Raw genomic sequence first — 21,091 nt, 5'->3', positions numbered from 1 at the left:
CCGCAGAGACAGCCTCCGGAAGTCATCGAGGAAGAACTTTCATGGACTACAAGGTTGCTGACCTGAGCCTGGCCGACTACGGCCGCAAGGAGATCGAGCTCGCCGAGCACGAGATGCCCGGCCTGATGGCGATGCGTGAGCGCTACGGCGCCGACAAGCCGCTCGCCGGCGCGCGCGTCGCCGGCTCGCTGCACATGACCATCCAGACCGCGGTGCTGATCGAGACGCTCACCGCGCTCGGCGCCGACGTGCGCTGGGCCACCTGCAACATCTTCTCCACCCAGGACCACGCTGCCGCGGCGGTCGTCGTCGGTCGCGACGGCACCGTCGACGCTCCGGCCGGCACCCCGGTGTTCGCGTGGAAGGGCGAGACCCTCGCCGAGTACTGGGACGAGGCGGAGAAGGTCTTCGACTTCACCGACGCCGACGGCAACGCGGTCGGGCCCAACATGCTGCTCGACGACGGCGGCGACATCACCATGCTCCTCCACAAGGGCGTCGAGTTCGAGAAGGCCGGCGCCGTGCCCGGTCAGGACTCGACCGACAACGAGGAGTACAAGGAGGTGCTCCGCGTCCTCGCTCGCTCGCTGGAGAACCGCCCGCAGCACTGGACCAACATCGCCAACGGCATCAAGGGCGTCACCGAGGAGACCACCACCGGCGTGCTGCGTCTCTACGACCGGTTCAAGGAGGGCTCGCTCCTCTTCCCGGCCATCAACGTCAACGACTCGGTCACCAAGTCGAAGTTCGACAACAAGTACGGCTGCCGCCACTCGCTCATCGACGGCATCAACCGCGGCACCGACGTGATGATCGGCGGCAAGGTCGCGGTCGTCTGCGGCTACGGCGACGTCGGCAAGGGCTCCGCGGAGTCGCTGCGTGGCCAGGGCGCCCGGGTGATCGTCACCGAGATCGACCCGATCTGCGCGCTCCAGGCGGCGATGGACGGCTACGAGGTCAAGCGCCTCGAGTCCGTCGTCGAGTTCGCCGACATCTTCATCACCACGACGGGCAACTTCGACATCATCAAGATCGAGCACTTCGAGAAGATGAAGAACCAGGCGATCGTCGGCAACATCGGTCACTTCGACAACGAGATCGACATGGCCGGCCTGGCCAGGATCCCGGGCATCGTCAAGGACGAGATCAAGCCGCAGGTCCACCAGTGGATCTTCGAGGATGGCAAGAAGATCATCGTGCTGTCCGAGGGCCGGCTGCTGAACCTCGGCAACGCGACCGGTCACCCGTCGTTCGTGATGTCGAACTCGTTCACCAACCAGGTGCTCGCCCAGATCGAGCTCTTCACGAAGACCGACGACTACCCGGTCGGCGTCTACGTCCTGCCCAAGCATCTCGACGAGGAGGTCGCCCGCCTGCACCTCGACGCCCTCGGCGTCGAGCTCACCGAGCTGACCAAGGAGCAGGCCGAGTACCTCGGCGTCGACGTGGCCGGTCCGTACAAGTCCGACCACTACCGCTACTAGATTGCGCGAGCGTGTCGCAGACGGTGCGGCGCCGCACGGACCATCGCTTCGCTCGGTCCGCGGGCGCCCCACCGTGCGGCTTCGCCGCGGTGCGACACGCTGCCGCGCTCGCAGTTGATGTAGGTGCCACCTGAGGCTGCTTGGCGGCTTGCAGGCGGTAGCGCGGAGCCTCGCACCCCCACCGGTGCGGGGCTCTGCGCGTCTCCCGGCCTACCATTGGGACGTGAACTCCACCGCCGCTGCGTCGATGTACGCGACCAAGGGACGCGTGCTCGTCGTCGACGACGACGCCCCGCTCGCCGAGATGCTCGGCATCGTGCTCCGGCAGGAGGGGTTCGACAGCCAGGTCTGCGGACGTGGTGACATCGCGCTCGCGGCGTTCCGGGACTATCGCCCCGACGTCGTGCTGCTCGACGTGATGCTGCCCGGCCGTGACGGCATCGACGTCTGCAAGGAGATCCGCGCCGAGTCCGGCGTGCCGATCGTCATGCTGACCGCCAAGGGCGACACCGTCGACGTCGTCGTCGGGCTGGAGTCGGGGGCCGACGACTACGTCGTCAAGCCGTTCAAGCCCAAGGAGCTGATCGCTCGGATCCGGGCACGGGTACGCCGGACCGACAACGTCGCGTCCGAGACGCTCACCCTCAAGGACCTCACGATCGACGTCGCCGGTCACAGCGTGACCCGCGACGACGAGGAGATCCCGCTGACGCCGCTGGAGTTCGACCTGCTGCTGTGCCTCGCGCGGCGGCCGTGGCAGGTCTTCACCCGTCAGGTCCTGCTGGAGGAGGTCTGGGGCTACCACCACGCCGCCGACACCCGGCTGGTCAACGTCCACGTCCAGCGCCTGCGGTCCAAGGTCGAGCACGACCCGGAGCACCCCGAGATCGTGCTGACCGTCCGCGGCGTCGGCTACAAGGCCGGCTCGTAGTGGAGCTGTAGGGGTGGTCCGCCTCTCCCGGATCGCTCTCCCCACCGGCCTCCGGCGGGCGCTCACCTTCTGGCGCCGCTCGATCCAGGCGCGGGTGGTCGTCAGCACGCTGCTGCTGTCGGCCATCGTGATCAGCGCCGTCGGGTGGTTCCTGCTGCAGCAGATTCGCGACGGGCTCCTCGAGCACCGCGCGGAGGTGGTCGTCGGGGAGGTGGAGGCGGAGGTGGCCTTCAACCGCGACCGGCTCTCGGCCGCGTCGGGCACCGAGGTCAACGCCAGTGTCCAACGCGCCAACCTGATCGGGCCGATCATCGAGGCCGGCGACAGCCGCGGCTACGGCGTCGTCCTCGGCGGCCCCGAGGGCAACGACACCGGGCTCGCGGACGGGGGCGCTCACCGCACCAGCGGCCTGGAGCTCAGCAGCGTGCCGGAGCGGCTGGAGGAGCACTTCGACGGCGACAACCGCCCCACCGCCTGGACCTACACCGACATCGTCCGGACCCTCCCCGACGGCACCACCGAATCGGAGCCGGGGATCGCCGTCGGCTCGCAGGTGCTGCTCCCCGCCGACGGCGATTACTACACGATCTACTTCCTCTTCCCCCTCACGGAGGAGGAAGAGACGCTCGGGCTGGTCACGCGGGCGTTGCTCACGGCGGCCGGCCTGCTGCTGGTGCTCGTCGCGGCGATCACCTGGCTGGTGACCCGGCAGGTCGTCACGCCGGTCCGGATGGCCCGGCGGGTGGCGGAGCGCCTCGCCGCCGGCTGGCTGCAGGAGCGGTTGCGGGTCACCGGGGAGGACGACCTCGCCCGCCTCGCCACCTCCTTCAACCAGATGGCGTCGAACCTGCAGCGGCAGATCCGGCAGCTCGAGGAGCTGAGCTGGGTGCAGCGCCGGTTCGTGTCCGACGTCTCGCACGAGCTCCGTACGCCGCTGACCACGGTGCGGATGGCCGGCGACGTCCTCCACGACGCCCGCCGCGACTTCGACCCCGTCACGGCGCGGGCGGCCGAGCTGCTCCAGGCCGAGCTCGACCGGTTCGAGACCCTGCTCGTCGACCTGCTCGAGATCAGCCGGTTCGACGCGGGCGCCGCCGTGCTCGACGTCGAGGACACCAACCTGCTCGACGTCGCGCATCGGATCGTCGACGCCGCGCGTCCGCTGGCCGACCAGCGGGGTGTACAGGTGGTGGTGGAGCAGCCGGAGCGGCCGGTCCGTGCCGAGATCGACGTGCGCCGCGTCGAGCGGATCCTCCGTAACCTCGTCACCAACGCGATCGACCATGCGTTCCCGGACGACCTGGACCATCCCATCGTGGTCCGGATGGCCGCCGACGACCAGGCGGCCGCGATCACCGTTCGCGACCATGGCGTGGGGCTGGCGCCGGGGGAGTCGGCGATGGTCTTCAACCGGTTCTGGCGATCCGACCCGGCCCGCGCCAGGGCGAGCGGCGGCACCGGTCTCGGCCTCGCGATCGCGCTCGAGGACGCCCACCTCCACGGCGGCTGGCTCCAGGCCTGGGGGCGGCCAGGGGAGGGCGCACAGTTCCGGCTCACTCTGCCGCGACGGGCGGGCATGCCGTTGCGGCGCAGCCCCCTACCGCTCGCTCCGGTCGACGAGGTCGTCCTCGCCGAGTCCGAGCCCGAGGAGACGCCCGCTTCCGAACCGGGCCGCGAGCCGAGCCGGGGGGTCCCGTCATGAACCGGACGCGGCCGGCTGTCGTACTGACGATCCTGGCGGTGGTGCTCCTCGGCGGCTGCGTCGACCTCCCGACCAACGGTCCGGTCGTCGAGGTCGATGGCGCGGAGGAGCAGCAGGCCGAACGGGCATCGGACTTCGACCCCCGCCCTCCGCAGGCCGGCGCCTCCCGGCAGGAAGTGGTCAACGGATTCCTCGAGGCGATGATGGCGTGGCCGATCTCGACCCGCGTCGCGAAGGAGTACCTCACCGATGACGCCGCCGAGGAGTGGAGCCCCGGCTCGACCGTGATCTACACGGAACTGGGGACCGCGCGCGAGGACGGCAGCACGGTCAGCATCCGGATGGGCGACGCTGCCCTTCTCGACGAGTCCGGGGGCTGGCGCGGCGTCCTGACGCGCGACCGCAGCGTGCTGCGGTTCCGCCTGACCGTCGAGAACGGCGAGTTCCGGATCATCGACCCGATGGACGCCCTCGTAGTGCGGACCTCCTGGTTCCAGGACCGGTACCGCCAGGCCTCGCTCTTCTACTTCGACCCGACCGCCCAGGTCCTGGTGCCGGAGCCGGTGTTCGTGCCGGTGGGAGGGACCTTCGCCACCACCCTGGTCACCGCGCTGCTGGCCGGCCCGCCGGCGCGGCTGCGGGACGTCGTCAGCACCTTCCTGCCGTCGGGCCTCAGCGTCGGGCTGTCCGTCGTAGTGTCCGACGGCGTGGCGGTGCTGGACCTGCGTGGTGAGGCGCCGAGGACCTCCGCGGCCGAGGCCGAGCTGATGCTGGCGCAGCTGGCAGCGACCCTCCGCCAGGATCCCTCGATCACCGCATTGCGGGTCACACTCGACGGCGAGGAGCTCGATCTCCCCGGCGCGGAGACCCAGTACGACGTCGGCGCGGCCGATGAGTTCGACCCCACGGACACCGGTTCGGAGGGTGTGCTCTACGGCCTGCGCCGCGGCCGGTTGGTCGTCGGCGGCTTCGGAGAGCTGGACGCCGTCAACGGTCCGTTCGGCCGGGTCGCCCACGACCTGGCGTCGGTCGCCGTGTCCCCCGGCGGCAGAAGGGTCGCCGCCGTCACCGGTGACCGCCGCCAGGCCCTCGTCGGTCCGCTGCGCGCGCCGCGGGAGGACGGCCGCGGCATCGAGGTCCTGACGGACGGTACCGACCTCACCCGGCCGACGTGGGACGCGTCGGGCCGGCTGTGGCTGCTCGACCGCGGTCCCGGAGGTGCGCGGCTGCTCGTCTCGGACGACAGGTCGACGGTTCGCGAGGTGGAGGTCGCCGGCGTGACCGGGACCGACGCGCGGCGGATCCTGGTGTCCCGCGACGGCACCCGGCTGGTCGCGCTCATCGGCGACGCGGACGGTGACCGGCTGGTCGCGGTCAGGATCGTCCTCAGTCCGCTCGGCAGGGTCGAGGGGGCGGTCGACCCCACGGTCATCTGGTCGGTCCGCGGCTCCCGCGCGACCGACGTCGCGTGGGCCGGACCGGCCCAGGTCGCCGTTCTCACGCCGACGCGACCCGGCGAGCTCTTCGAGCTCGAGACGGTCGCCGCCGACGGCGCCACCGTGGGCGTCGACACCTTGTCGACCATCGTGTCGGGACGGGTCGTCGGACTCGCCGCCGAGCCGTGGCCCGAGACGCCCATCTACGCGGTTGCGCGGGACGGCCTCATCGACATCAGCAGCAGCGGCGACCGGGTGACCACGGACATCCGTGCCCGCGAGCTCGACTACGCGGGCTGAGACGAGCCCTCTCCACAGGCCGGGTGCCGCCCGTTGTCCGCGGCCTCGAAGCGTGGTCGCATCGGCGGGTGTCGCTCCTGTCCGTGCTCATCGACGCCGGTGCCGACCTGCTGCTCGGCTCCGCCTGCGTCGGCTGCGGCGAGCCCGGGCGGGTGCTCTGCCCGGACTGCCGGGCGGGGCTGCCGGAGGGCGCGGCCACGGCGTGGCCGACCCCGACCCCGGCCGGGCTCGCACGTCCCTTCGCCACCGGCCCCTACGAGGGAACCCTCCGCGCGATGGTGGTCGGCCACAAGGAGCGTCGGCTGCTCGGGCTGACCCGCCCGCTCGGCGACCTGCTGGCGGCCTCCGTGCTCACAGCAGCCGGCCCGTCGGCTCCGCTGCTGCTCGTACCGGTGCCGTCGCGCCCGGCGGCGGTCCGGGCCCGTGGGCACGACCCGACCCTGGCCATGACCCGCCACGCCGCCCGCGCCCTCCGTGCCACCGACCGTGACGTGGCGGTCGCGCGGCTCCTTCGCACCCGCCCGGGCGTGGCCGACCAGGCCGGGCTCGATGCCGGCCAGCGGCACGCCAATCTCGCGGGCTCGATGGCCAGCCCCGCCCGCGCCGTACGACGGTGGGCCGGCCGGCGCGCGCACGTGGTGGTCTGTGACGACGTGATCACCACCGGTGCCACCGCCCGCGAGGCGCAGCGGGCCCTGGAGGCAGCCGGTCTGGCCGTGCTCGGGGTCGCCGCCGTCGCCGCCACCCCGCGTCGTCTCCCGCCGCGGGATCGAGGGCCGGAATAGTCGTCCAGCCCTTTCACCGTCACCAACTACCGACTAACGTCTCAACATGGAGTTCGCCTCGATCCGTGATCGCGTCGCTCTGACGCTCCGGGTCTCGCAGGCGGTCGGGCGCTCCCACACCGATCCATCCTGATCGGCGCACACTGACGCGTGCGCACAGCTGAATACAAGTCCCACCAACCAACCCTGGGAGGTACCAGATGGACGTCGTGGTCACCGGTCGGCACTGCGAGATCTCGGATCGCTTTCGCGAGCACGCTGCCGAGAAGCTGACGAGGTTGGAGAAGCATGATCATCGGATCATCCGGGTCCACGTCGAGGTCGACAGTGAACCCAACCCGCGCCAGCACGACCACGCCGTCCACGTCGAGCTCACCGCCTTCTCCAAGGGACCGGTGATCCGCGCCGAGGCCTCTGCCGACGACAAGATGGCGGCGCTGGACCTCGCCCTCGACAAGATGGCCTCGCAGATGCGGCGCGCCGCCGACCGGCGCCGCGTGCACCGCGGCCGGCGCGCGCCCGTGTCGGTCGGGCAGGCGCTCGCAGGGGTGCCCGTCGACGGGCTGACCTCGATCGCGGTGGCAGAGCCCGCCGACACCGTCGAGGAGCGGCAGGTCGGACCGATCACGGTGACCGGCGACGGGCCGCTCGTCGTGCGGGAGAAGACCCACCCGGCCAGCCCGATGACGCTCGACCAGGCGCTCTACGAGATGGAGCTGGTGGGTCACGACTTCTACCTCTTCCTCGACAAGGAGAGTGAGCGGCCGGCGGTCGTCTACCGGCGCAAGGGCTACGACTACGGCGTGATCTCGCTCGACCTCGGCGCTCAGGAGCACTAGAACGCGTCCGCTACGACGCGCACGCCTGGTGACGTCGCGCGCCTTGCGGGGTCCGTGCGTGCCATGATGCTCGGGTGTCGAGTGGGAACGAGCCGATCCGGGTGCTGGTGGTCGATGATCACGAGCTCTTCCGACGTGGCCTGACCATGCTGCTCGGCGTCGAGCCGGGCATCGAGGTGGTCGGGGAGGCCAGCGACGGCGCCGAGGGCACCGAGCTGGCGGTCAGCAGTGCTCCCGACGTCGTGCTGCTCGACGTCCGGATGCCGAAGCAGTCCGGCATCGAGGCGTGCGTTGCCATCAAGGCCGCGTCGCCGACGACGAAGATCGTCATGCTGACCGTGTCCGACGAGGAGGCCGACCTCTACGAGGCAGTCAAGAACGGCGCCTCGGGCTACCTGCTCAAGGACTCCTCGATCGAGGAGGTCGCCCAGGGCATCCGGGTCGTCGCCGAGGGCCAGTCGCTGATCAGCCCGTCGATGGCGGCCAAGCTCATCGACGAGTTCAAGACCATGTCGCGGCCGGACCGCTCGCAGGGTCCGGCACTGAGGCTCACCGAGCGCGAGCTCGACGTGCTGCGGCTCGTCGCCAAGGGCCTCAGCAACCGCGACGTCGCCCACCGGCTCGCGATCAGCGAGAACACCGTCAAGAACCACGTGCGCAACATGCTGGAGAAGCTCCAGCTGCACTCGCGGATGGAGGCGGTCATGTACGCAGTTCGGGAAAAGCTGGTTGAGCTGGAGTGACGCCGTGACAGTTTCACCGGCCGGCCGGTGAAACTGTCGCTTGGCCGACGAACCTTCGCACTACAAGCGACAGTTTTGCCGTCCAGGTACGGCGATCGTCCCGCGTGCGCCCGAGCCGGTCAGCGTCGGTGCGCTGTCGGCGCGGCGCTCTAGGCTCGCGCCTGTGCAGTCCCTCTCGCTCGCGCAGGCCCGCCGGATCGCGCTTGCTGCTCAGGGCTTCACCGACAAGCGGCACGTGCTGCCGACCATGCGGACCTTCCAGCGCACCCTCAACCGCACGGGCGTGCTGCAGGTCGACTCGGTCAACGTCTTGCAGCGGGCGCACTTCATGCCGCTCTACTCCCGGATGGGGCCCTACGACGTCGACCTGCTGCGGCGCGCGGCCGAGGGGCGTCCGCGTCGGGTGATCGAGTACTGGGCGCACGTGCAGGCGTTCATGCCGGTCGAGCTCTGGCCGGTGATGCGGTTCCGGATGGCGCACTACGCCGATCGCGAGTTCAAGTGGTGGCAGGGCATCGACGCGTCGCTGAAGGAGCGGGTGCTCAAGGAGGTCGGGAGCCGCGGCCCGGTGACCGCACGCGACCTCGAGCACGTCAACGGGGACGCCCAAGTCGAGAAGAAGCACTGGGGCTGGAACTGGTCGGAGGCGCGCAAGGCGCTCGACATCCTCTACATGACCGGCGAGATCGCCATCGCCGGCCGCAACAGCCAGTTCGAGGTGCGCTACGACCTGCCGGAACGGGTGCTGCCACCGGACGTGCTGGCGGCGCCGGCGCTGACCGAGGACGAGGCGGTGCTCGAGCTGGTCCGCCGCGCTGCCCGCTCCCACGGCGTCGCCAGTGCCAACTGCCTCGCCGACTACTTCCGGATCAAGGTGGCGCCTGCCCGGACCGCGGCGGAGGAGCTGGTGTCCGCCGGGGAGCTGGAGCGGGTGACCGTGGAGGGGTGGCGCCGCCCGGCCTACCTCCACCGCGACGCGCGGCTGCCGCGCCGGATCGATGCCCGGGCCCTGCTGAGCCCGTTCGACCCGGTGGTGTGGGAGCGCGCCCGCACCGAGGCGCTCTTCGACTTCTACTACCGCATCGAGATCTACACCCCGGCCGCAAAGCGGGTGCACGGCTACTACGTGCTGCCGTTCCTCCTCGGCGATCGGATCGTCGCGCGAGTCGACATCAAGGCCGACCGCCCGATGCGGGCACTGCTGGTCCAGGGTGCGTACGCCGAGCCGGGCGCTCCGCCCGAGACGGCGGCCGCGCTCGCGGCCGAGCTGCGGCAGCTCGCGGGCTGGCTCGGGCTCGACGACGTCGTCGTGGCGCCGCGGGGGGATCTCGCCGCCGAGCTCACCGGAGCCGTTGGATAGGCTCACGCGTCGTGAGCCAACGCACCCTGGTCCTGATCAAGCCCGACGCGACCCGCCGCGGCCTCGTGGGCGAGGTGCTCTCCCGGTTCGAGGCCAAGGGCCTCACCATCGTGGCGATGGAGCAGCGACTGATCGACGCGGCACAGGCCGACGCGCACTACCACGAGCACGTCGAGAAGGACTTCTACCCGCCGCTGCGCGACTTCGTCACCAGCGGTCCGCTGGTCGCGCTGGTGCTCGAGGGGGACGAGGCGATCGAGGTCGTCCGCGCGCTCAACGGCGCGACCGACGGCCGCAAGGCCGCCCCCGGCACCATCCGCGGCGACCTCTCGCTCTCCAACCGCGAGAACCTCGTCCACGGCTCCGACTCGCCCGAGTCCGCCGCCCGCGAGATCGCTCTCTGGTTTCCCGGACTCTGATCTCGTTACGCGCGTCGCGGCATCGTCCCTCGGCCGCGGCGCTACTCGATCTGACCGGTTGAACGGTCCGCTGCTCGTTCCTCGCAGCGCACCGAGCCAGTCACACTAGTCACATCGGCCCCAAATACCACGGCGTGCCTCCGTGGTGAAGGGCTGACCTTTACCTACGCTCGCAAGCGGGGGATCCCGGATCGTGCGCGCGGGGTCCGCCCCGGCGTACCGCCCGTGCGGGGTGCACCGGCTTCCCCGGACTGCGCGCGGCGGGACTGACCTGGAGCGGTCGGGCCTTTGGGTGAGTCTGCGAGGGCAAACGTTGAGGGCGAACAGCATCATCGGTCGGGACCTGGCCGTTGACCTCGGCACCGCCAACACGCTGGTCTACGTCCGGCGCCGCGGCGTGCTGGTCGACGAGCCCAGTGTGGTCGCGCTCAACGACTCGACCGGCGACGTGATCGCCGTCGGGCACGAGGCGAAGGCGATGATGGGCCGCACACCCGACAACATCACCGCGCTGCGCCCGCTGCGCGACGGCGTCATCGCCGACTTCGAGGCGACCGAGCAGATGCTCCGCCACTTCATCGCGCGGGTTCACAAGCGCCGCTACTTCGCGAAGCCGCGGATGGTGATCTGCGTGCCGAGCGCGATCACGCCGGTCGAGCAGCGCGCGGTGAAGGAGGCCGGCTACCAGGCCGGCGCCCGCCGGGTCTACGTCGTCGAGGAGCCCATGGCCGCCGCCATCGGCGCTGGGCTCCCGGTCCACGAGCCCACGGGCAACATGGTCGTCGACGTCGGCGGCGGTACGACTGAGGTCGCGGTCATCTCGCTCGGCGGCATCGTCACCAGCCTCAGCATCCGCACCGCCGGCGACGAGCTCGACGCCGCGATCGTCGCCTGGATGAAGAAGGAGCACGGCCTCATGCTCGGCGAGCGCACGGCCGAGGAGGTCAAGATGACCCTCGGCACGGCGTTCCCGTCACCGGGCGAGCCCGAGGGCGAGGTCCGCGGCCGCGACCTGGTCACCGGACTGCCCCGCACCGTCACCGTGACCTCCGCCGACATCCGGAAGGCGCTCGACGAGCCGCTGCACTCGATCGTCGACGCCGTACGCGTCACCCTCGACCAGACCCCGCCCGAGCTGGCCGGCGACATCATGGACCGCGGCATCGTGCTCACCGGCGGCGGCGCGCTGCTCCGCGGGCTCGACGAGCGGATCCGCCACGAGACCGGCATGCCGGTCCACGTCGCCGAGGAGCCCCTGGTGTCGGTGGCGCTCGGGGCCGGTCGCTGCGTCGAGGAGTTCGAGGCTCTTCAACAGGTGCTCGTCACCAACCCGAGGCGTTTCTGATGAGCCTCGACACCAGGCCGCCGCGGCAGAGTCCGGTTCGTCAGGTCGCGACGCCGCGGGAGCGGGACGAGGCGCGCGGGCTGCCGTCGCGCTCGCTCCTGCTGGCGCTGGTGCTGGCGTGCGTCGCGCTGATGGTCGTCGACCTCGGCAGCGGCGAGGACTCGCCCGTCGCGCCGGCCCGCAGGCTCGTCGGCGAGGTGCTCGGCCCCGCCGAGGCGGGCGTCAGCGAGGTCCTCGGACCGCTGGTCGCGCTCCCCGGCAACCTGCACACCAACGACGCGCTCCGCGAGGAGAACGCCGAGCTCGAGGCACGGATCGACGCCCTCGAGCAGGAGGACCGCAAGGCCGGCTACGAGGAGAACCGGCTCGAGGCATGGGCCGGCCTGGCGGAGATGGCCAACGGGACCGGCTACACGCTGGCCCCGGCGCGGGTGATCTCCTACGGCTCCGCCCAGTCCTTCTCGAGCACCGTCACCATCAGTGCCGGCACCGACGCAGGCCTGCGGCCGGACATGACCGTCCTCAACGCGGACGGCCTGGTCGGCAGGATCATCGAGGTCACCAGCCAGACCGCCACCGTGCTCCTCGTCGTCGACGCCGGCTCCACCGTGGGCGGCCGGGTCGGCGACAACATGGAGAACGGCATGGTCGAGGGCAGGGGCGGGCTCGAGGACGACGAGCCGCTCGAGCTCCGCCTGCTCGACAACACGGTGGTGCCGGAGAAGGGGCAGGCGGTGGTGACCTGGGGGAGCGAGGGCGGGGCGCCGTACGTGTCGGGCGTGCCGATCGGCGAGGTCGACAAGGTCTTCGAAGAGCTTCGGCTCGGCACCTACCGCGCCGTCCTCGAGCCGTACGTCGACTTCACGAAGCTCGACCTGGTCGGCGTCGTGGTGCCGGCGGGCGGCGACGGCGTGATCGAGCCGGGAGCATTCGAGTGAGGGGCACCCAGCGGCTGGTGGCCGCTCTGCTCACCGTGGTCGTGGCGCTGCTGCTCCAGGTCACTGTCTTCCCGCACTTCGCCTGGAACGGCGTCGTTCCCGACCTGGTGCTGCTCGCCGTCATCGGCGCGGCGCTGGTCACCGATCCCCGCTTCGCCACCCTGCTCGGCTTCGGCGCCGGACTGCTGCTCGACCTGGCACCGCCGGCCGACCACGCCGCCGGTCGTTGGGCGCTCGCGCTGCTCGTCGTCGGGTACGTCGTCGGCCGGCTGGCGCACGACCACTCGGCCCCGCAGTCCGGCGGCGGGCGGCCGCCGTACTCGCTGATGCTGGCTGCCGGCGCCGGCGGTGCCTTCGTCGGCACGTCGGTCTTCGCTCTGTCGGGAGTGCTGCTGAGCGACCCGGCGGTCGGTGTGGGCCGGCTCCTCGAGGTGGTGCTCACCGCGGTGGCCTACGACACCGTGGCGGCGCTCGTCGTCCTCCCGGTCACCGTCTGGATCTTCACGCGTGAGCCCGGCCCGCGTCCGGCCCAGGTCACCCCTCGTGCTCCCCGGCGGACGCCTGTCTGATGACCCCGTCGACCGGCAACTCCTCGCACCGCAGCCGCCTCCGGCTGATCGTGATCCAGGCCCTTGCCTTCTCGTTGCTCGCCACCCTGGCCGCCCGTCTCTACTACCTGCAGGTCGTCACGGGCGAGGAGTACCAGGGCAAGGCCGCTTCCCAGTCCGTCCGTGACGTCGTCGTGCAGCCGCAGCGCGGGCTGATCGTCGACGCGATGGGGCGGCCGCTGGTCACCAACCGGCTCACCTGGGTCGCGTCGATCGACCGCACCCTGATCGGGCGGATGGAGCCGCGGGTACGACGCGCGCTGCTGAACCGGGTCGCGCGCGTGATCGAGGAAGAGCCCCGCCGGATCGCACGCAAGCTGGTGCTCTGCGGCACCGAGGGCGCCAAGGAGGGCGTGTGCTGGAACGGCTCGCCGTACCAGCCGGTCCCGGTCGCCCAGGACCTCGACGACGCCACCGCGCTGCGCATCAACGAGCAGCCGGAGGACTTCCCGGGCGTGGTCGTGGTGCAGCAGAGCGTGCGCGACTACCCCCGGCCCTTCGACATCAACGCCGCCCACCTGCTCGGCTACCTCAGCCCGATCACCGAGGACGAGCTGACCGCCGCCGAGCTCGGCGGCGACACGTCGGTCCACGGCGCGTCCGTGGTGGGCCGGGCGGGCGTCGAGAAGGAGTACGACGCCTGGTTGCGCGGGCAGCCCGGCTACGAGCGGGTCAAGGTCAACGCCAACGGCGAGGTGATCGGCGAGGAGGCCGATGTCCGGGCCCAGCCCGGCGACACCCTGGTCACGTCCATCGACGCGAAGGTGCAGGGCATCGTCGAGCACCAGCTGCACAAGATGATCATGACGGCGCGGGGGACGGTCGACCCGGTGAGCGGGCGGCCGTTCGAGGCAGATTCGGGCGCCGCCGTCGTCATGGACGTCAACACCGGACGGATCATCGCGATGGCCAGCCAGCCGACGTACGACCCCGAGGTCTGGGCCGACGGGATCACCCAGATGCAGCTGAAGCGGCTCTACTCCGAGGCCGCCGGCACACCGCTCCTCGGACGCGCGATGCAGGGCCAGTTCGCACCGGGGTCGACGTGGAAGCCGTTCATGACCGCGGGCGCGCTCACCCACGGCTACACGACCGACACCCGCCTCAACTGCTCCTCGGCGTTCACCGTCGGCAACCGTGACTTCAAGAACTACGAGTCCGGCGCCTACGGCTACATCTCCTTCGCCGACGCACTGCGGGTCTCCTGCAACACCTTCTTCTACCGGATCGGCTACGACTACTGGCAGCGCTTCGGCTCCGACGTCGCGGACGTCGACGCCAAGGACCCGCTGGTCGAGCAGGCCCTGGACTTCGGCTTCGGCAGCGCGACCGGGATCGACATCCCCGGGGAGTCCTCGGGCCGGATCGCCGACCGCAAGTGGAAGCGCGACTACTACAAGTCGATGAAGGACTACTACTGCGGGATCGCCGACAAGCCGCAGGACGCGAAGACCAGCGACTTCGTGTACAAGTTCGCCTACGAGTTCTGCATCGAGGGCTACGCCTACCGCGCCGGTGACGCGGTGAACTTCGCGATCGGCCAGGGCGACACGATCGTCACGCCGCTGCAGCTGGCCCGCGCCTACGGCGCGATCGCCAACGGCGGCACGCTCTGGGAGCCGCGGGTCGGCAAGGCGATCGTCTCGCCGAGCGGCGAGGTGATCCGGCGGATCCCGCCCTCGAAGGCGGGCACCGTCGGCGTACCGAACGCGGTGCTGAGCTACATCGACGACGCGCTCAAGGAGGTCTCCCGCACCGGCACGCTGTCGTGGAAGCTCGGGGGGTTCCCGCTCGACGACGTGGTGCTCCGCGCCAAGACCGGCTCCGCCGAGGTCTACGGCAAGCAGTCGACGGGCTGGGTCGCGTCGTACACCGACGACTACGTCGTGGTGATGATGATCAGCCAGGGCGGCACCGGATCCGGCTCGACCGGTGACGGCATCCGCAAGATCTGGGAGGCGCTGTACGGCGTCGAGGGCGAGACCGTCGTCCCGCGCAAGGCCGTCATCCCCGGCACCGTGCCGCCCGACGACCTGCCGGTCTTCGGACGCGACGGCTCCATCCTGCCGCCGGCTCGCGAGGAGGACTGAGATGGCTACCCGGACCTCGGCGCGGTCACGTCGCGTCGGCAGCACCGGGCGGCCGCGCTGGCGCGAGCTCGACCTGCTGCTGCTCGGGGCGGTCGTGCTCCTCAGCATCCTGGGGTGCGTGCTCGTCTGGTCCGCCACGATCCACCGGGACGACCTCACGGGGGGTGACTCCAGGGCGTTCCTGGCCAAGCAGGTGGTCAACGTCGGCATCGGTCTCGGGTTGATGGTCGTCGTCGCCGCGACCGACCACCGCTGGGTCCGGATCCTCGCGCCGATCGCCTACGGCCTGGCGGTCGTAGGGCTGGTGCTCGTGCTGGTGATGGGCACCACGGTCAACGGCTCGCAGTCGTGGCTGATGTTCGGCGGGCTGTCGCTCCAGCCCTCCGAGCTCGCGAAGCTCGCCGTCGTCGTCGGCATGGCTCTCGTCGTTGCCGAGCGCAGCGAGGGCCGGTGGCGTGATCGGGTCGGCACCGTCGACGTGCTCCTCATGCTCGCGGTCGCCGCCGTCCCCGCCGTCCTCATCCTGGCCCAGCCGGACCTCGGCACCATGCTCGTGCTCAGCGCCACCGTCTTCGGCGTCGTCGCCGCCTCCGGCGCGCACCGCCGCTGGCTCGCGCTGCTCGTCGGCTCGGGCGTGCTCGTCGCGATCTTCGCCGTGGTCACCGGGTTTCTCGAGCAGTACCAGGTCGACCGCTTCCTCGCCTTCACCGACCCCGGCCTGGACCCGCGGGGCGCCGGCTACAACGTCGAGCAGGCCCGGATCGCGGTCGGCAACGGCGGGCTCTTCGGACAAGGACTCTTCGACGGCTCGCAGACCAGCTCCGGGTTCGTGCCCGAGCAGCACACCGACTTCGTCTTCACCGTCGCCGGCGAGGAGCTCGGCCTGGTCGGCGCCGCGTTCGTGATCGCGCTGCTCGGCATCATCATCTGGCGCGCGCTGGCGATCGCTGCCCGCAGCGACGACGTGTTCGGCCGGATCGCCGCGGCGGGCATCGCCTGCTGGTTCGGCTTCCAGGCCTTCCAGAACATCGGGATGTGCGTCGGCATCATGCCCGTCACCGGCGTACCCCTCCCGTTCGTGTCGTACGGCGGCTCCTCGATGTTCGCCGGGATGCTCGCGATCGGGCTGCTGCAGAACATCCACCTCCGCACGATCTCCGCGCCGGCCTCCCGGATGCAGCCGGTGAAGCGGGTGCTGGTACGCGGCTGAGGCGAGTCCCTGCGGGGACGGTCGCAGTGTGATGTCCTTCTGCTCGTGAAGAAGGCGATGGTGGTCGTGGTGATGACCGCGGTCCTTGCAGCCCTGCTCCCGGCAGCAGCTGCGGCGGGCCCGATCGTCGATGCGCGCGACCCGCGCGGCGACGTCCGGTTCACCGCGGCGGAGGGCATGACCGAGCAGCGCCGTCGTTCTGTCGACCTGCGTCGGCTGACCGCGACCAACGTCGAGCGCGGCGTCCGGTTCCGGCTGCGCCTGCGGTGGATCGCGAGACCGGAGACGTTCGAGCAGTTCTTCTTCGTCTACTTCGAGAACTCCCGCGAGTTCGGCGCGTTGCAGCAACGCGCCAGCCGGTCCCGTGGATCCGCGGTCCTCGAAAGAGCGCCGACACCGGGTGGCTCCACGTACTGCCGTGTCGTGCTGAAGGTCGATCTCCGGCGCACGCGACTCACGGTCGACGTGCCGCGCCGGTGCCTACCCGTGCGTGAGGCGAAGGTGTCCGTCCTCGCCTACACGACGCCGTCCGGCAGGCGCGCGGGCACCGTCGTCTACTCCAGTGATCGGTTGCGGGCGCCGGGCACCGTCGATCTGACGCCGACGGGCTGAGGTCTGCGGGGCGCTCGTGTGGGTACCACGGGGCCGTGGACGGCTCCATCTTCATCCGACCTTCCGTGGACGAGACGCCTCCGGCCCCCGCTCCGCGCGCCCCTCGCGGGCTCGGTCCCCTTCGCGCCGTGCGCTGGCTCGTCGTCACGATGATCGGCGGCAGCATCCGGACCGATGAGCGGACCACGGTGGACTGACACGCCTGAAGCCCCGCCGGTGGCGGGGTGTGGGGCGGGGTGGCTAGTCGTCCGGTGGTGTGGCGGTGAGTTGGTGGGTGCCGGTGGGGTCGACCAGGTAGGTCCCGGTGGGCAGGGTCCAGTGGTAGGTGCCGGGGGTGAGCATCCGGTAGCTGGCTCGGCCCGATGTCTTGTACCGGTGGTGGCCGCGGCAGGCCGGGGAGAGGTTGCAGGCACAGGTCGGCCCGCCCTCGGCGTGGGGGGTGATGTGGTCGAGGTCGCAGGTTTCGGCGGGTTTGGTGCAGTAGGGGAAGCCGCAGTGGTGGTCGCGTCCGGTGACCTGGCGGCGGATCCGGTCGGGGATCTCATAGGAGTCGACCGGTTGGTGGCCGGCGAGGTCGATCACCGGCCGCACGATCACAGTGGTGTGGGGGGTGTTGAGCCATTCCTTGACCTGCTCCACCGAGATCGGGGTGCGGGTGTTGCCGAACCGGCCCACGGTCTGGTCGGTGGCGGACAGGTGGAGGGTGAGCTCGGTCTTCCGCCCGGGAATGGTCCTAGTGATCTCTCCGGTGTCGGGGTCGGCGACCTCGAGGTCGAGGACCAGGTCCTCCCGGGCGATCTCACCGAGGGCTTTGGCCCGCCGGACGTCGAGGGTGTCGGTGTCGCCGAGCTGGCCGGCGAGCTTGGCGCGGCGAGCGATGGCGTGTTCGAGGTCGAGGGCATCGGCGGCGTCCAGGGTGCCGGAGAGGTCGGCGGTGCCGTTGTAGCCGACCCGGTCCAGGCCGGTGTGGACGTGCCGGTGGTCCCGGGCCTCCCGCCGGCGGTCTTCGGCGGCATCGGGGTCGTAGCGGACCAGGGCTTCCTCGACCAGCCGGTCGACCTGCGCCCAGGTCACCCCGTGCGCGAACGGTGCCAGCTGGGCGTCGACAAACGAAGCGGCGTCCTGCGGTAGGAGGCGGGTGGCGTCGGCGACCCGGAGGGCTTTCCACACCGGCACCTGCCCGTCGAGGAGGCGGGTCCAGGTCTTGGGGAGGCGGTGGGCGAGCTCGAGGACCTGGCCGACGTAGTTGCGCCCCGAGTCCAGCGACCGCCCCAACAACGCGGAGAGCTCCATCACCGCGAAGTCGCTGATCAGCGGTGCGCCGGGGCCGGCGAGCGGGAGGCCGGTGTCCAGACCCCGCTCGGTCAACGTCGCCACATCCGCAGCGTCCTCGGCCACGACGTGCTCGGCAGCCCATTCGGCGATCTTGCGGAGCTTGGCGATCTCGCGGTCGGTGATGGTCTGCTGGTCGTCCCGGATCCCGGCGAGGAGCTCTTGAGACCGGGTGCGGACCGCGGGCTCAACGACCTGGGTCACCGCGGGTGCGGTGAGGTCGAGGAGGGGTGCGGTCCCGAGATCCATGAGGCCCATTCAACCCCGACCACCCGACACAACGAAACGCTCAGAACCCCCCTGTGGACAGGTGATCCGCCTTTCGGCGCCTGTGGATGGTAGGTGGGTCGGAGCCTTGGTTTCGAGGCTCGGCGCTAGCGCGCCTCGCACCTCAACCAGCGGCGTTCGCGCACCACCGTGAGCCGGCCGCGGCGCGCAACCAACAGCCCCCTCCTCCCCTCCCAAGCGTTTCGGTCGCAACCCCTGCGGACCGCAAACAAGGCTCATAGGTCCAAGCAGTCGCGAGACGGTCACAGCGCGACCTCCTCGACCAGCGGCGCTTCCGAACCCACCGTGAGCCGGACGCGGCCAGCAACCAGCGCCCCTCCTGCTCCCGTCCAAAGCCATTTCGGTCGCAACCCCCGCGGACCGCAACGAAGGGCTCATAGGTCCAAGGGGTCTCGAGACGGTCGCAGCGCGACCTCCTCGAGAACGAGGGAGCTAGCTGGCCTTCTTGGCAGCAGCCTTCTTCGCCGGCTTCTTCGCGGCCTTCTTGGCGGGCGCCTTCTTCGCCGGCGCCTTCTTGGCAGCGTCCTTCTTGGCAGCGTCCTTCTTGGCAGCGTCCTTCTTGGCGGGCGCCTTCTTGGCCGCGGGCTTCTTCGTCGGCTTCTCCTCCGCGGCTTCCTCGCCGCGGGAGGTCTTGGCGGCCTCGACCGAGCGCTGGAGCGCGGCGAGGAGGTCGACGACCTCGCCGCCCGTCTTCGTCGAGGTGGGAGTACGACGGATCTCGCCGCCCTCGATCTTCGCCTTCACGACGGCCTGCACGGCGGCCGCGTAGTCGTCCTCGAACTCTTCGGGCTCGAAGTCACCGGCGAGGGTCTCGACGAGCATGTGCGCCATCTTGACCTCGGCGTCCTTGATCTCGCCGGTCTCGATCTTGAAGTCGGGGTTGCGGATCTCGTCGGGCCACATCATCGTCTGCATGACGATCACGTCGTCACGCACCCGCAGCACCGCGGTGGTCGTGCGCTGACGCAGCGCGACCGTGACGACTGCCATCCGGTCGGCATCCAGGAGCGCCTGCCGCAGCAGCGCGTAGGGCTTGGCACCGCTTGACTCGGGCTCGAGGTAGTAGGACTTCTCGAACAGCATCGGGTCGATCTGGTCGCTGGGGACGAACTTCTCGACGGCGATCTCGCGCGACGACGTTGACGGCAGCTCGGCCAGGTCGTCCTCGGTGAGGATCACCATCTCGCCGTCCTCGGTCTCGTAGCCCTTCGCGATGTCGGCGTAGGGCACCTCTTCACCGTCGATCGAGCAGACCCGTTGGTACTTGATCCGGCCGCCGTCCTTGGCGTGCACCTGTCGGAACGACACGTCGTGGCTCTCGGTGGCCGAGTAGAGCTTCACCGGCACGCTGACCAGGCCGAACGAGACGGCACCCTTCCAGATAGCACGCATGGACCAAGGGTACGGGCCACCACCGACCTGCGACCATGATCGCGTGGCGGAGCCAGCACGAGAGCACACCGTCGGCGTCGTCGGCGGTGGCATCATCGGCCTCGCCGTCGCCCGCGAGATCACCCGCCGCCGACCCGGGACGAACGTGCTGGTCCTCGAGAAGGAGGACCGCCTCGCGGCCCACCAGACGGGCCACAACTCGGGCGTCGTCCACGCGGGCATCTACTACCGCCCGGGCAGCCTCAAGGCCGAGCTGTGCGCACGCGGACGGGAGCTGATCCGTGCCTACTGCCTCGAGCACGACCTCCCGTACGTCGAGTGCGGCAAGCTGGTCGTCGCGGTGGACCCCGACGAGCTGGGCAGGCTCGACGACCTCGAGCGCACCGCCACCGCGAACGGCGTCCCCGGCCTGCGTCGCATCGGCTCCGACGAAATCGGGGAGATCGAGCCGCACGCGACCGGGCTGGCCGCCCTCCACTCGCCCCGCACCGCGATCACCGACTACGCCGCGATCGCACGACAGCTGGCGCAGGAGGTCGAGGCTGCAGGCGGCGTCGTACGTCTGTCGACGACGGTCACCGACGTCTCCCGGTCCGGCCGCGGCAGCCGGGTGCAGGTGGTCACCGCCGGAGAGGTGCACCACGTCGACCACCTGGTGCTGTGCGCCGGCCTCCAGGCCGACCGTCTCGGGCGGCGGGTCGACGGGGAGCGTGAACCGCGGATCGTCCCGTTCCGCGGCGAGTACCTCGAGGTCGTCGGCGCCAAGCGCGACCTCGTGCGCGGCATGGTCTATCCGGTGCCCGACCCCCGCTACCCGTTCCTCGGTGTGCACTTCACCCGTCGGGTCGACGGCAGCCTCGAGGTCGGTCCCAACGCTGTGCTCGCGCTCGACCGTGAGGGGTACGGCGTCCGCCCCGGCCTCCGTCTCGCCGACGCGGCCGCCACCCTCGCCCATCCCGGGTTCTGGCGGATGGCTCGGACCCACTGGCGCACCGGCGCCCGCGAGGTGCGCGGATCGCTGTCCACGCGCGCCTACCTGCGGTTCGCGCAGCGCTACGTGACGGGCATCGGGCCCGACGACGTGGTGCGCGCCGGTGCGGGCGTCCGGGCGCAGGCCGTCGCCCGCGACGGGTCGCTCGTCGACGACTTCGTGGTCGTCAGCGGCAACGGGGTGACCAGCGTGCGCAACGCTCCGTCGCCGGCCGCCACGTCCAGCCTGGCCATCGCCGCGTACGTCGTGGACCGGATGGCTCTGCCCGGACCGGCATGATGAGCAC

At 70.8% G+C, this 21,091-nt stretch carries 18 protein-coding genes; 16 read left to right on the top strand and 2 right to left on the bottom strand.

Translation table 11 applies throughout. From position 1 onward, the window contains the following. Window positions 1-41 precede the first annotated feature (41 nt). The 15 genes from ahcY to SHK19_RS15925 all read left to right on the top strand — a co-directional run bounded on the left by ahcY (window position 42) and on the right by SHK19_RS15925 (window position 16,802). Window positions 42-1,484, top strand: a complete 1,443-nt coding sequence (gene ahcY / locus SHK19_RS15995) for an adenosylhomocysteinase (protein ID WP_322936837.1) — start codon at window positions 42-44, stop codon at window positions 1,482-1,484. A 247-nt stretch (window positions 1,485-1,731) separates the two neighbouring features. Beyond that, window positions 1,732-2,415 carry an MtrAB system response regulator MtrA gene (gene mtrA, locus SHK19_RS15990; protein ID WP_322938703.1) on the top strand — a complete coding sequence of 228 codons (684 nt, stop codon included), beginning with the start codon at window positions 1,732-1,734 and terminating at the stop codon, window positions 2,413-2,415. A 13-nt stretch (window positions 2,416-2,428) separates the two neighbouring features. Further along, window positions 2,429-4,117, top strand: coding sequence for an MtrAB system histidine kinase MtrB (gene mtrB, locus SHK19_RS15985; protein WP_322936836.1), 1,689 nt, complete (start codon window positions 2,429-2,431; stop codon window positions 4,115-4,117). Then, window positions 4,114-5,853, top strand: a complete 1,740-nt coding sequence (locus SHK19_RS15980; RefSeq protein ID WP_322936835.1) for an LpqB family beta-propeller domain-containing protein — start codon at window positions 4,114-4,116, stop codon at window positions 5,851-5,853. Before mtrB ends, SHK19_RS15980 begins: the two co-directional genes overlap by 4 nt. 68 nt (window positions 5,854-5,921) lie before the next feature. Beyond that, on the top strand, window positions 5,922-6,638 hold the full coding sequence (locus SHK19_RS15975; RefSeq protein WP_322456070.1) for a ComF family protein: 717 nt from the start codon (window positions 5,922-5,924) through the stop codon (window positions 6,636-6,638). Between the two features lie 200 nt (window positions 6,639-6,838). Next, a complete protein-coding gene (hpf, locus tag SHK19_RS15970; RefSeq protein WP_322456069.1) occupies window positions 6,839-7,477 on the top strand; it encodes a ribosome hibernation-promoting factor, HPF/YfiA family in 639 nt (212 codons plus the stop codon). A gap of 74 nt (window positions 7,478-7,551) precedes the next feature. Continuing rightward, on the top strand, window positions 7,552-8,220 hold the full coding sequence (locus tag SHK19_RS15965) for a response regulator transcription factor (RefSeq protein WP_322456068.1): 669 nt from the start codon (window positions 7,552-7,554) through the stop codon (window positions 8,218-8,220). A 163-nt stretch (window positions 8,221-8,383) separates the two neighbouring features. After that, a complete protein-coding gene (locus tag SHK19_RS15960) occupies window positions 8,384-9,580 on the top strand; it encodes a winged helix-turn-helix domain-containing protein (protein ID WP_322936834.1) in 1,197 nt (398 codons plus the stop codon). Between the two features lie 11 nt (window positions 9,581-9,591). Continuing rightward, window positions 9,592-9,999 carry a nucleoside-diphosphate kinase gene (gene ndk, locus SHK19_RS15955; RefSeq protein WP_322936833.1) on the top strand — a complete coding sequence of 136 codons (408 nt, stop codon included), beginning with the start codon at window positions 9,592-9,594 and terminating at the stop codon, window positions 9,997-9,999. Window positions 10,000-10,312: 313 nt separating this feature from the next. Continuing rightward, window positions 10,313-11,344 carry a rod shape-determining protein gene (locus tag SHK19_RS15950; RefSeq protein ID WP_322936832.1) on the top strand — a complete coding sequence of 344 codons (1,032 nt, stop codon included), beginning with the start codon at window positions 10,313-10,315 and terminating at the stop codon, window positions 11,342-11,344. After that, entirely contained in the window at window positions 11,344-12,282 is a 939-nt protein-coding gene (gene mreC, locus SHK19_RS15945; RefSeq protein ID WP_322936831.1) for a rod shape-determining protein MreC, read from the top strand. Before SHK19_RS15950 ends, mreC begins: the two co-directional genes overlap by 1 nt. Then, window positions 12,279-12,851: a rod shape-determining protein MreD gene (gene mreD, locus SHK19_RS15940; protein ID WP_322936830.1), complete on the top strand. Its 573-nt coding sequence runs from the start codon at window positions 12,279-12,281 to the stop codon at window positions 12,849-12,851. The genes mreC and mreD overlap by 4 nt, the downstream gene beginning before the upstream one ends. Then, the gene (mrdA, locus tag SHK19_RS15935) at window positions 12,851-14,980 is read left to right on the top strand and encodes a penicillin-binding protein 2 (RefSeq protein ID WP_322936829.1); all 2,130 of its coding nucleotides are present in this window, start codon (window positions 12,851-12,853) and stop codon (window positions 14,978-14,980) included. The genes mreD and mrdA overlap by 1 nt, the downstream gene beginning before the upstream one ends. 1 nt (window position 14,981) lies before the next feature. Further along, entirely contained in the window at window positions 14,982-16,190 is a 1,209-nt protein-coding gene (gene rodA, locus SHK19_RS15930; RefSeq protein ID WP_322936828.1) for a rod shape-determining protein RodA, read from the top strand. Window positions 16,191-16,235: 45 nt separating this feature from the next. Then, on the top strand, window positions 16,236-16,802 hold the full coding sequence (locus SHK19_RS15925; RefSeq protein WP_322936827.1) for a hypothetical protein: 567 nt from the start codon (window positions 16,236-16,238) through the stop codon (window positions 16,800-16,802). 240 nt (window positions 16,803-17,042) lie between these two features. Here SHK19_RS15925 and SHK19_RS15920 read toward each other — a convergent pair whose 3' ends face one another. Together SHK19_RS15920 and ku are read right to left on the bottom strand one after the other, a co-directional pair. Continuing rightward, a complete protein-coding gene (locus SHK19_RS15920; RefSeq protein WP_322936826.1) occupies window positions 17,043-18,383 on the bottom strand; it encodes an HNH endonuclease signature motif containing protein in 1,341 nt (446 codons plus the stop codon). Between the two features lie 471 nt (window positions 18,384-18,854). Then, on the bottom strand, window positions 18,855-19,814 hold the full coding sequence (gene ku, locus SHK19_RS15915; RefSeq protein WP_322936825.1) for a non-homologous end joining protein Ku: 960 nt from the start codon (window positions 19,812-19,814) through the stop codon (window positions 18,855-18,857). A gap of 43 nt (window positions 19,815-19,857) precedes the next feature. On the opposite strand from ku, the gene lhgO reads away from it, so the two are divergent. Continuing rightward, window positions 19,858-21,084: an L-2-hydroxyglutarate oxidase gene (gene lhgO / locus SHK19_RS15910; protein ID WP_322936824.1), complete on the top strand. Its 1,227-nt coding sequence runs from the start codon at window positions 19,858-19,860 to the stop codon at window positions 21,082-21,084. Window positions 21,085-21,091 lie beyond the last annotated feature (7 nt).

The sequence above is a fragment of the Nocardioides bizhenqiangii genome (assembly GCF_034661235.1).
In the GTDB taxonomy this organism is placed as follows: Bacteria; Actinomycetota; Actinomycetes; order Propionibacteriales; family Nocardioidaceae; genus Nocardioides; species Nocardioides bizhenqiangii.
Note: the sequence above shows the minus strand (reverse complement) of the source record. Positions and strands in the feature narration are given on the sequence as shown.

Coding starts and splice junctions, on each gene's coding strand:
- ahcY (WP_322936837.1), top strand. CDS start 42: ATGGACTACAAGGTTGCTGACCTGAGCCTGGCCGACTACGGCCGCAAG.
- mtrA (WP_322938703.1), top strand. CDS start 1,732: ATGTACGCGACCAAGGGACGCGTGCTCGTCGTCGACGACGACGCCCCG.
- SHK19_RS15980 (WP_322936835.1), top strand. CDS start 4,114: ATGAACCGGACGCGGCCGGCTGTCGTACTGACGATCCTGGCGGTGGTG.
- hpf (WP_322456069.1), top strand. CDS start 6,839: ATGGACGTCGTGGTCACCGGTCGGCACTGCGAGATCTCGGATCGCTTT.
- mreC (WP_322936831.1), top strand. CDS start 11,344: ATGAGCCTCGACACCAGGCCGCCGCGGCAGAGTCCGGTTCGTCAGGTC.
- mrdA (WP_322936829.1), top strand. CDS start 12,851: ATGACCCCGTCGACCGGCAACTCCTCGCACCGCAGCCGCCTCCGGCTG.
- rodA (WP_322936828.1), top strand. CDS start 14,982: ATGGCTACCCGGACCTCGGCGCGGTCACGTCGCGTCGGCAGCACCGGG.
- SHK19_RS15920 (WP_322936826.1), bottom strand. CDS start 18,383: ATGGATCTCGGGACCGCACCCCTCCTCGACCTCACCGCACCCGCGGTG.
- ku (WP_322936825.1), bottom strand. CDS start 19,814: ATGCGTGCTATCTGGAAGGGTGCCGTCTCGTTCGGCCTGGTCAGCGTG.